This is a genomic window from Halorhodospira neutriphila (assembly GCF_016584055.1).
Lineage (GTDB): Bacteria > Pseudomonadota > Gammaproteobacteria > Nitrococcales > Halorhodospiraceae > Halorhodospira > Halorhodospira neutriphila.
Genome location: NZ_NRSH01000106.1, coordinates 1 through 9,275 on the forward strand (window position 1 = coordinate 1; position 9,275 = coordinate 9,275).

A 9,275-nucleotide genomic window follows, 5' to 3' on the forward strand; every position below is an offset into this window, starting at 1 on the left:
GGCGAGGGCCGCCGCGGCGGCGGCGCCGATCAGCGCGGCGGTCTCCGTGAGCTCGACGGCGGCGCCGGCGGTATCCCCGGTGGTCCCGCCGATGCGCCGGATCATGGCGTGCTGCGCCAGGGCCAGCGCGGCCACCGCCGCGGCGATCGCCGCGACGCCGCTCCAGCCGGCGAGCAGCGCGGCCGCGGCCGTGAGCGCGGCGGCGCTGAGCAGCGACGGGCCGCGCGGGGCGTGGCGGCTCAGCGCCTCGCCGATCCCGCCGGGGCGGACGTAGGGGGTGGTCAGCAGCAGGGCCGTCAGCCCGGCCCGCCCGGCGACGACCGCCGCCGGGATGGCCAGCCAGGCCCCCTCGACGAGGGCGGCCACGGCGCCGAGCTTGAGCAGGAGCACGACGGCGATGGCGGTGACGGCCATCGGCCCGCAGGTGGTGTCTTTCATGATGGCCAGGGTCTGCTCGCGGTCGCCGAGCCCGCCGACCCAGGCGTCGGCGGCGTCGGCGAGGCCGTCGAGGTGGAGCGCGCCGGTGAGCGCGACCCAGGCGGCGACGATGAGCGCGGCCTGGAGCAGCGCCGGCAGCGCCGCGGTGGCCGCCGCGAGCAGGGCGAGCAGGGCGCCGAGCAGGGCGCCGACGACCGGGTAGGCGATCAGCGCGCTGCCGGACTCCTGCTCGTTGCGCGGCGCCACCGCCGGGACGGGGAGCCGGGTCAGGAAGCCGATGGCCATTAGCAGGGGACGCAGGTTCACCGCTCGCCCTCCTTGAGGCTGGCGCGATTGTGGAAGTAGAGGGTGGGGTCGGCCCCGGGCTCGACCCGCACCCGGCTGACCCCGGCGTAGGGGACGTAGAGCCGGTTGAAGGCCGCCAGCGGCATGCCGAGCAGGTGGCAGAGCACGACCCGGATGAGCCCGCCGTGGCCGACGAGCAGCAGGTGCCCGCCCCGGTGGCGCTCGAGCGCCGCCTCCCAGGCCGCCACCACCCGCGCCTGGAAGTCGGTGATCGGCTCGGCGTTCGGCGGCGGGTGGCCCACCGGGTCGGCCCAGAAGCGGGCCTGCCCCTCGGGGTCGCGCTCGTGGAGCTCGGCGGGGGTCAGGCCCTCCCAGTCGCCGAAGCCGATCTCCCGGAAGCCCGCCTCGACCTCCAGCGCCAGGCCGCGCTCGGCGGCGAGGCGCTCGGCGAAGGCGCGGCAGCGGCGCAGCGGCGAGCTGACCACGCCGGTCAGCTGCGCCCCCTCGATGCCGCTGGCGTGCATCTGCCGCCAGCCGCGCTCGCTGAGCGGGTCGTCCTGGGCGCCGCGGTAGCGCCGCCCGCCCTCGGGCTCGCCGTGGCGCAGGAGGTCGACCCAGGTCTCCTCGCCCTGGATCGGCGGCCTCACGGCTCGCCCTCCGGCGTGACGCCGGCCTCGGCGAAGGTGGCCATCCGGTTGTGGACGGCGCAGGCGGTGCGCAGCAGGGGCAGGGCGGTTGCCGCGCCGCTGCCCTCGCCGAGGCGCATGCCGAAGTCGAGCAGCGGGCGCTTGTCGAGCGCCGCGATGACCCGGCTGTGGCCGGGCTCGGCGGAGTTGTGGCCGCAGATCATCCACTCCCGCGTGCCCGGGCTCAGCCGCTCGGCGAGCAGGGCCGCCGCGCCGCTGATGAAGCCGTCGACGAGGATGGCGAGCCCGCGCTGGGCGCAGCGCAGGTAGGCGCCGCTCATCGCCGCGAGCTCCAGGCCGCCGACGCGCCGGCCGGCCTCCCACGGGNCCCACGGGTCGAGGAGGGCGCCGCTGTCGCCGAGCTCGCCGCGGTGGAGGTCGAGGGTCGCGTCGACGACGTCGGCCTTGTGGCGCAGCCCCTCGGGGGTGTGCCCGGTCCCGGGGCCGACCACCCCGGGCGCGGGCTTGTGCAGCAGGGCGCCGACGAGGGCCGCGGCGGCCGTCGTGTTGGCGATGCCCATCTCCCCGGCGATGAAGATCCGGACCCCGGCGTCGGCGGCCCGGTCGACGGCCGCCCGGCCGCGGTCGAGGGCGGCGGTGAACTGCTCGGGGGTCATCGCCGGCTCGCGGCGCATGTTCGCCGTCCCGGCGGCGATGCGCTCGTCGCGCACGCCGTCGGGGACCGTGCCGGGGTAGTGCGTGCCGACGTCGACGAGCTCGAGCCCGGCGCCCACCTCGTCGGCGAGCACGGAGATCGCCGCCCCGCCGGCGGCGAAGTTGTCCATCATCTGGATGGTGACCACCGCGTCGAAGGCGGAGACGCCCTCGACGGCGACGCCGTGGTCGGCGGCGAACAGGCAGATGCGCGCCGGGTCGGCGCTCGGGTGGTGGGTGCGCTGCAGGCCCGCGAGCTGGACGGCGAGCGCCTCGAGCCGGCCGAGGGAGCCGGGGGGCTTGGTGAGCTGGTCCTGGCGCTGCTGCGCCTCGCGGCGGTGGGCCTCACTGCTGCTGAGAACCGGGTCGGTCAGCCAATGGGTTCCTTTCACTGGTTTCTCCTGATCGGTCACTGGGGGGAAGGACGCGATCACGCTCCTTGTTGTTGTTCTTGATCTTCTGGGCGATTCCCGCGATGGTCCAGGTTACCTCGTCACAGAGTGCGGCGAGCTCCTGGTGGAGCGCGCCGGCCTCGTCGCAGAACTGCCGCGCCAGGGCGTTGAGCGGCATGACGCCGAGCCCGGTCTCGTTGCCGATGAGCAGGACGTCCCCCGGCACCCGCTCCAGCGCCGCGAGCAGCCGCTGGCGCTGGCGGCGGAGCCGGTCGGGGTCGGGCTCCCCGGCGGCGCTGAGCTGGTTGCTCAGCCACAGGGTCAGGCAGTCGACGATGACCGCCCGCTGCGGGGCGCAGCTCGCCTCGAGCGCCCCGGCCAGGTCGTCCGGCGCCTCGACCGTGCGCCAGTGCGCCGGCCGCCGCGCCCGGTGGGCGGCGATCCGCTCCGCCATCTCCGGATCGCCGTCGGCCCGGGCGGTGGCGATGTAGGTGACATCGTCGGTGCGCTCCGCGGCCCGCCGCTCCGCGTAGCGGCTCTTGCCGGAGCGGACGCCGCCGAGGATGAGCTCGCGCATTCTCGTCTACCCCTGGAACGGCCCGGGGAGGATACCATACCCTTTAGCGGCAACCCGACGGTGCCCCATCCCTCGCCGCGCCAGGAGCCGAGCACGCGAGTATGACGCTGACGAGACCGGCCGATCCACCCTTCGAGGCGGGCCACGCCTCCGGCGCCTACAACGACCACCCCCTGCGCCAGGAGATCAACGACGAGGTCCACGCCCGCCCCTACGAGACCCTGCGGGCCCCGGCGCGCGCCAGCCACCTGGGGATGTTCTCCGGCCGCCACGGCGCGGAGGCCGACCGGGCCGCCGTGGCCGCCCTCTGCGAGCGCTACGGCGTCGCCCCGCCGGAGCCGGGGGCGCAGCACCTGTCGGCGGACTTCGGGCCGTTCCGGCTCAAGTGGGAGCGGCGCACGGAGCTGTCGACCTACACCTTCTTCGTCGAGGAGGGCTTCGAGGCGCCCTTCGCCGCCCCGCCCCTGGAGCTGCTGCCGGCGGACTGGCTGGCCGCCCTGCCGGGGAGCCGGATCGTCGCCATCCACCTCGCCCTGGAGCCGTCGTGGGCGCCGCCGCGCTCGAGCGAGGCCCTGGTCTCGCTGTTCGGCGGCAACACCATCGTCGGCAGCCATATCAGCGGCGGCGCCGCGCGGGTCTGGACGGACTTCCGCATCCACGACGACGGCTTCTCGCGGATCCTGATGCGCGACGTCAACCTCCGCGAGCGCCAGGCCGGGCGCGCCGTGCAGCGGCTGCTGGAGATCGAGACCTACCGCATGATGGCGCTGCTCGCCTTCCCCCTGGCCCGGCAGCTCAACCCCGAGCTCAACGACCTCGAGGAGCGCCTGGCGGGGATCACCGAGCGCATGACCCGCTCCGACCACGAGCCCGACGAGCACGCCATGCTCTCGCGGCTGACCGAGCTGGCGGCGCACACCGAGCGCATCGGCAACACCACCAACTACCGCTTCCACGCCGCCCGCGCCTACCACGCCATCGTCCGGCGGCGCATCGAGGACCTGCGCGAGCAGCGCATCCAGGGGCTGCAGACCATCCAGGAGTTCATGGGCCGGCGCCTGGAGCCGGCCATGCGCACCTGCGAGGCCGCCGCCGAGCGCCGCGAGTCGCTCTCGGAGCGCATCTCCCGGGCCGGCGACCTGCTGCGCACCCGGGTCGACGTGGCCCTCGAGGCGCAGAACCGCGACCTGCTCGACTCCATGAACCGGCGGGCCGACCTGCAGTTCCGCCTCCAGGAGACGGTGGAGGGGCTCTCCGTGGCCGCCATCAGCTACTACGCCCTGGGGCTGGTCGGCTACCTCCTCGAGGCCGCCAGCGAGGCGGGGCTGGCGCTGCGCCCGGGGCTTATCAAGGGGGCGCTGGTGCCGGTCGTCGTCTTCGCCATCTGGCTGCTGATCCGCTACGTCCGCTCCCGCATCGCCCGGCAGCAGGAGGCTTGAGCCTTGAGCGGCCTTCTCCACGGCTTTACCGGAGGGCGCACATGAATAGGGGAGTCCTTACGGCCGCGGTGGCCCTCATCCCGCTGGCGGCGGTGACCGTGGCCGCCGGGCCGCTCGTCGCCGCGCCGGTGGCGGCGACCTGGTCGGCGTGGTGGCCGCTGTGGCCGGGCTTTATCGCCATCGCCGCGGCCACGCTCTACGCCGCCGGGCGGCGGCCGGAGCAGCGGGGGCGGGCCCTGCTGCGCGGGGCCGGCGCCTGGGGGAGCTGGGCGATGCCGGCGCTGGTCTACCCGTGGGTCGGCGGCCGCTACGGGCTGCCGCCGCTGGTCTCCGGCGGCGAGGTGGTCGCCGCCGAGCAGATCAGCCACTGGCAGGAGCGGCTGGGCGCCTACAGCCTCCTCGGGGCGGCGCCGATCCGGGACTGGGGCGCCGAGATCGGCCCCTCGCTGGCGCTGCTCGCGGTGCAGGCGGCCCCGCTCGCCGCCGCGGCGCTGCTCTGGTCGCTGTGGCGCACGGCCCGGGCGCCGCGAGCTTGACACCGGTCCCGGCCCTCCCTACGATCCAGCCAGCTTCACAGAGGGACCACGCCCGTCCATGAACCTTGATGCCATCCGCGAGCTTGCCGCCGACGACCTGGCGGCGGTTGACCGGCTCATCGAGCAGCGGCTCTCCTCCGATGTCGTGCTGATCAACCAGCTCGGGCACTATATCGTCCACAGCGGCGGCAAGCGCCTGCGGCCCCTGGTCGTGCTCCTCGCGGCCCGGGCCTGCGGCTACGCGGGGCGGGACCACATCCAGCTCGCCGCGGTCATCGAGTTCATCCACACCGCCACGCTGCTCCACGACGACGTCGTCGACAGCTCCGAGATGCGCCGCGGCCAGCAGACCGCGCACACCATCTGGGGCAACGAGGCCAGCGTCCTCGTGGGCGACTTCCTCTACACGCGGGCCTTCGAGATGATGGTCGAGCTCGAGTCGCTGCCGGTGCTGCAGATCATGGCGGCGACGACCAACACCATCGCCCGCGGCGAGGTGATGCAGCTGATGAACGTTCACGAGCCGGATATCGGCGAGGCCGACTACCGGCAGGTGATCTACCGCAAGACGGCGACCCTCTTCGAGTCCGGCTGCCGCAACGGCGCGGTGCTCGCCGGGCTCGACGAGCCGGCCTGCGAGGCCCTCGCCGCCTACGGCCGCCACCTCGGCACGGCCTACCAGCTCGTCGACGACGCCCTCGACTACAGCGGCGACGCCGCCGAGATCGGCAAGAACGTCGGCGACGACCTCGCCGAGGGCAAGACGACCATGCCCCTGATCCACGCCATGCGCCAGGCCGAGCCCGCCGAGCGGGCGCTGATCCGCGAGGCCATCGCCTCCGGCGGCCTCGAGCAGATGGAGGCGGTGGCGCGGACGATTGAAAAGACCGGGGCGGCTGAATATACTAGGCAACTCGCTGAGGCGGAGGTCGATCAGGCCGTCGAGCGGCTGACCGCCACGCTCTCGCGGACACCGTGGCGCGACGCCTTGGTCGAGCTGGCGCAAGGGTCGGTGTCGCGGACGACGTAGCACCACAATCGGGGTGTAGCTCAGTTTGGTAGAGCACTGCCTTCGGGAGGCAGGGGCCGCAGGTTCAAATCCTGCCACCCCGACCAATCAATCGAGTTCAGTCCCATAGCGTTCTAGAGCACAGGAGCACGACGCCGATGTACGCGGTGATCCGAAGCGGCGGGAAGCAGTACCGCGTCTCCGAGGGGGACGTGCTGCGCGTCGAGAAGCTGCCGGCCGAGGTTGGTGAGACGGTCGAGCTCAACGAGGTCCTCATGGTCGGCGAGGGCGGTAACGTCCAGGTGGGTCAGCCGCAGGTCGACGGCGCCGGCGTCCAGGCCGAGGTGCTCGAGCAGGGCCGCAATCGCAAGGTGGAGGTGACCAAGTTCAAGCGGCGCAAGGGGTACCGCCGCCACCACGGTCACCGCCAGCCGTACACCAAGGTCAAGATCACCGGCGTGCGCGCCGGCTGAGGGAGGATCCAGGCATGGCACACAAGAAGGCAGGCGGCAGCACCAAGAACGGCCGCGACTCCCAGTCAAAGCGCCTCGGCGTCAAGCGCTTCGGCGGCGAGAGCGTCCCTGCCGGCAGCATCATCGTGCGCCAGCGCGGGACCCACTTCCACGCCGGGGACAACGTCGGCGTCGGCAAGGACTACACCCTCTTCGCCAAGCGCGACGGCCGGGTGGTCTTCGAGCGCAAGGGGCCGGCCCAGCGCCGGCAGGTGCGCATCGAGGCCGTCTGATCGGCGCGGCCGCCTGAACGCGGTACTCCTCGAGCCCCGCCGCCGCGCGGGGCTTTTTCGTAGCGGGGCGGGCGCCCCGCGGGTGAGCAGAGGCCATGCGATTCGTCGACGAGGTGACCCTCGCGGTACACGCCGGTGACGGCGGCGACGGCTGCGTCAGCTTCCGGCGGGAGAAGTACGTCCCCTACGGCGGCCCGGACGGCGGCGACGGCGGCCGCGGCGGGAGCGTCTACCTCGAGGGCGACGAGGGCCTGAACACCCTCGTCGACTACCGCCACGAGCGGCGCTTCGCCGCCGAGCGCGGCGAGAGCGGCCAGGGCCGGCAGTGCACCGGCCGCTCCGGGGCCGACCGGGTGCTCCACGTGCCCGTCGGCACCCTCGTCTTCGACGCCGAGACCGACGAGCTCATCGGCGATATCACCGCCGCCGGCGAGCGCCTGCGGGTCGCCGCCGGCGGGCGCGGCGGGCTCGGCAACCTCCACTTCAAGAGCTCGACCAACCGCGCGCCGCGCCAGTCCGTGCCCGGCGGCGCCGGCGAGCGCCGGGAGCTGCGCCTGGAGCTGCAGCTGCTCGCCGACGTCGGCCTCCTCGGGCTGCCCAACGTCGGCAAGTCGACCCTCCTGCGCGCGGTCTCCGCAGCGCGGCCCAAGGTGGCGGACTACCCGTTCACGACCCTCTACCCGCAGCTCGGCGTCGTCCGCCTGGCGCCCCAGCGCGCCTTCGTCGTCGCCGACATCCCCGGGCTCATCGAGGGGGCGGCGGACGGCGCCGGGCTCGGGGTGCGCTTCCTCAGGCACCTGAGCCGCACCCGGCTGCTGCTCCACCTCGTCGACGCCGTGGCCGAGGAGCAGGGCGGGGAGCCGGCCGCCGACGCCCGGACGCTGCTCGGCGAGCTCGAGGCGTTCAGCCCGGCGCTGGCGGCCAAGCCGCGCTGGCTGGTGGTCAACCGTATCGACGCCCTGCCCGCGGAGCGCCGCGCCGAGCGGGTCCGCGAGATCGCCGCGCAGCTCGGCTGGGAGGGGCCGGCCTACGGCATCTCCGGGCTGACCGGCGAGGGGGTCGCGGCGCTGTGCCAGGACGTCATGGCCGAGCTGGAGCGGGAGCACGAGGCGGAGCAGGACCGGGAGGAGGGCAGTGAGCCGGCGTGAGGCCTTCGCCCAGGCCCAGCGCTGGGTGATCAAGGTCGGCAGCGCCCTGGTCACCGACGAGGGCCGGGGGCTCGACCGCCGCCGTATCGCCGCCTGGGCCGAGCAGGTCGCCGCCCTGCGCAAGGCCGGGCGGCAGGTGACGGTGGTCTCCTCCGGCGCCGTGGCCGAGGGCATGCAGCAGCTCGGCTGGCGGCAGCGCCCGCGGGCCGTCTACCAGCTCCAGGCCGCCGCCGCCCGCGGCCAGAGCGGGCTCGTCTACGCCTGGGCCGAGGCCCTGGCGCACCACGGCCTGCAGACGGCGCAGGTCCTGCTGACCCACGACGACCTCTCGGACCGGCGCCGCTACCTCAACGCCCGCAGCGCCCTGCGCGAGCTGCTGCGCCTGGGGGTCGTCCCCGTGGTCAACGAGAACGACACGGTGGTCACCGACGAGATCCGCTTCGGCGACAACGACACCCTGGCCGCCCTGGTGGCCAACCTCGTCGAGGCCGAGGCGCTGGCCATCCTGACCGACCAGCCCGGGCTCATGGACCGCGACCCGCGGGGCGACCCCGACGCCCGCCTGCTCACCGAGGTGCGGGCCGGGGATCCGGCCCTCGAGGCCCTCTGCGGCGCCGGCCCGGGGGCCCTCGGGCGCGGCGGCATGCAGACCAAGGTCCAGGGGGCGGCGCGGGCGGCGCGCTCCGGCGCCTATACGGCGGTGGCCGACGGCCGCGAGCCGCGGGTGATCGAGCGCCTGGCCGCCGCGGAGCCGGGGCTGGGGACGCTCTTTATCCCCGATCAGGAGCCGCTGGCGGCGCGCAAGCAGTGGCTGGCGAGCCACCTGCGCACCGCCGGGCGGCTGCGGCTGGACGCGGGGGCGGCCCGGGCCCTGCGGGAGTCGGGCAAGAGCCTGCTGCCGGTGGGCGTGGTCGCGGTGGAGGGGGGCTTCTCGCGCGGCGAGATGGTGGTCTGCCTCGACCCGGAGGGGCGCGAGGTGGCCCGCGGCCTGGCCAACTACGGCGCCGCCGAGGCCCGGGCCATCCGCGGGCTGGCGAGCGCGGAGATCGAGGCCGTGCTCGGCTACCTCGACGAGCCGGAGCTCATCCACCGCGACAACATGGTCGTCACCGCCGCGGCGGCGTGATGGGGCGCGCCCGCAGGCTGCCGGCACTGCTCGCCGGGGCGGCGCTGGCCGCCCTCGGCGCCGGCTGCGGGGGCTGGCAGTGGATCCCGCACCAGGGGGAGGCCTTCAGCGCCCTGCGCGAGGGCGATACGGCCGCCCTGGAGGAGGCCCTCGCGGCCGGCGCCGAGGCCGATGCCGGCGACCGCGCCGGCCGGACCCTGCTCCACCACGCCGCGATCCAGGGCCGCCCGGAGGCGCTGC

At 74.8% G+C, this 9,275-nt stretch carries 12 protein-coding genes, 1 tRNA gene and 1 pseudogene; 9 read left to right on the forward strand and 5 right to left on the reverse strand.

Annotated elements, in window-relative coordinates:
• From CKO13_RS09135 to cobU, 5 genes and pseudogenes are all read right to left on the reverse strand, one after another.
• Positions 1–744: adenosylcobinamide-GDP ribazoletransferase (locus tag CKO13_RS09135; protein WP_338034620.1), on the reverse strand; the 744-nt coding region annotated here is incomplete at its 3' end.
• Positions 741–1,370, reverse strand: a complete 630-nt coding sequence (locus tag CKO13_RS09140) for a histidine phosphatase family protein (RefSeq protein ID WP_200259853.1) — start codon at positions 1,368–1,370, stop codon at positions 741–743. The genes CKO13_RS09140 and CKO13_RS09135, both read right to left, overlap by 4 nt.
• On the reverse strand, positions 1,367–1,736 hold a 370-nt coding region (locus CKO13_RS12770; protein ID WP_242467971.1), incomplete at its 5' end, for a nicotinate-nucleotide--dimethylbenzimidazole phosphoribosyltransferase. The genes CKO13_RS12770 and CKO13_RS09140, both read right to left, overlap by 4 nt.
• A gap of 1 nt (position 1,737) precedes the next feature.
• Positions 1,738–2,455, reverse strand: a pseudogene (locus CKO13_RS09145) (nicotinate-nucleotide--dimethylbenzimidazole phosphoribosyltransferase); the annotation flags it as partial.
• A complete protein-coding gene (gene cobU / locus CKO13_RS09150) occupies positions 2,409–3,032 on the reverse strand; it encodes a bifunctional adenosylcobinamide kinase/adenosylcobinamide-phosphate guanylyltransferase (protein ID WP_200259859.1) in 624 nt (207 codons plus the stop codon). The gene cobU and the pseudogene CKO13_RS09145, both read right to left, overlap by 47 nt.
• 101 nt (positions 3,033–3,133) lie before the next feature.
• On the opposite strand from cobU, the gene CKO13_RS09155 reads away from it, so the two are divergent.
• The 9 genes from CKO13_RS09155 to CKO13_RS09195 all read left to right on the forward strand — a co-directional run.
• A complete protein-coding gene (locus CKO13_RS09155; RefSeq protein ID WP_200259862.1) occupies positions 3,134–4,471 on the forward strand; it encodes a DUF3422 family protein in 1,338 nt (445 codons plus the stop codon).
• A 41-nt stretch (positions 4,472–4,512) separates the two neighbouring features.
• Positions 4,513–5,007, forward strand: a complete 495-nt coding sequence (locus tag CKO13_RS09160; protein ID WP_200259865.1) for a hypothetical protein — start codon at positions 4,513–4,515, stop codon at positions 5,005–5,007.
• A 58-nt stretch (positions 5,008–5,065) separates the two neighbouring features.
• Positions 5,066–6,037: an octaprenyl diphosphate synthase gene (gene ispB / locus CKO13_RS09165; protein ID WP_200259869.1), complete on the forward strand. Its 972-nt coding sequence runs from the start codon at positions 5,066–5,068 to the stop codon at positions 6,035–6,037.
• A gap of 9 nt (positions 6,038–6,046) precedes the next feature.
• Positions 6,047–6,123 (forward strand) — tRNA-Pro (locus CKO13_RS09170).
• Between the two features lie 51 nt (positions 6,124–6,174).
• Positions 6,175–6,489, forward strand: a complete 315-nt coding sequence (gene rplU, locus CKO13_RS09175; protein ID WP_200259872.1) for a 50S ribosomal protein L21 — start codon at positions 6,175–6,177, stop codon at positions 6,487–6,489.
• A 14-nt stretch (positions 6,490–6,503) separates the two neighbouring features.
• The gene (rpmA, locus tag CKO13_RS09180; RefSeq protein ID WP_200259875.1) at positions 6,504–6,761 is read left to right on the forward strand and encodes a 50S ribosomal protein L27; all 258 of its coding nucleotides are present in this window, start codon (positions 6,504–6,506) and stop codon (positions 6,759–6,761) included.
• Between the two features lie 95 nt (positions 6,762–6,856).
• Positions 6,857–7,909, forward strand: coding sequence for an Obg family GTPase CgtA (gene cgtA, locus CKO13_RS09185; protein WP_200259878.1), 1,053 nt, complete (start codon positions 6,857–6,859; stop codon positions 7,907–7,909).
• Entirely contained in the window at positions 7,896–9,035 is a 1,140-nt protein-coding gene (gene proB / locus CKO13_RS09190; protein ID WP_200259882.1) for a glutamate 5-kinase, read from the forward strand. Before cgtA ends, proB begins: the two co-directional genes overlap by 14 nt.
• Positions 9,032–9,275, forward strand: a 244-nt coding sequence (locus CKO13_RS09195) for an ankyrin repeat domain-containing protein (RefSeq protein WP_200259885.1), incomplete at its 3' end; no start/stop codon positions are given. The genes proB and CKO13_RS09195, both read left to right, overlap by 4 nt.

Excerpts from the sequence above, each read along its gene's own strand:
- rplU (WP_200259872.1), top strand. The coding sequence starts at position 6,175 with ATGTACGCGGTGATCCGAAGCGGCGGGAAGCAGTACCGCGTCTCCGAG.
- CKO13_RS09160 (WP_200259865.1), top strand. The coding sequence starts at position 4,513 with ATGAATAGGGGAGTCCTTACGGCCGCGGTGGCCCTCATCCCGCTGGCG.
- cgtA (WP_200259878.1), top strand. The coding sequence starts at position 6,857 with ATGCGATTCGTCGACGAGGTGACCCTCGCGGTACACGCCGGTGACGGC.
- cobU (WP_200259859.1), bottom strand. The coding sequence starts at position 3,032 with ATGCGCGAGCTCATCCTCGGCGGCGTCCGCTCCGGCAAGAGCCGCTAC.
- CKO13_RS09155 (WP_200259862.1), top strand. The coding sequence starts at position 3,134 with ATGACGCTGACGAGACCGGCCGATCCACCCTTCGAGGCGGGCCACGCC.
- ispB (WP_200259869.1), top strand. The coding sequence starts at position 5,066 with ATGAACCTTGATGCCATCCGCGAGCTTGCCGCCGACGACCTGGCGGCG.
- rpmA (WP_200259875.1), top strand. The coding sequence starts at position 6,504 with ATGGCACACAAGAAGGCAGGCGGCAGCACCAAGAACGGCCGCGACTCC.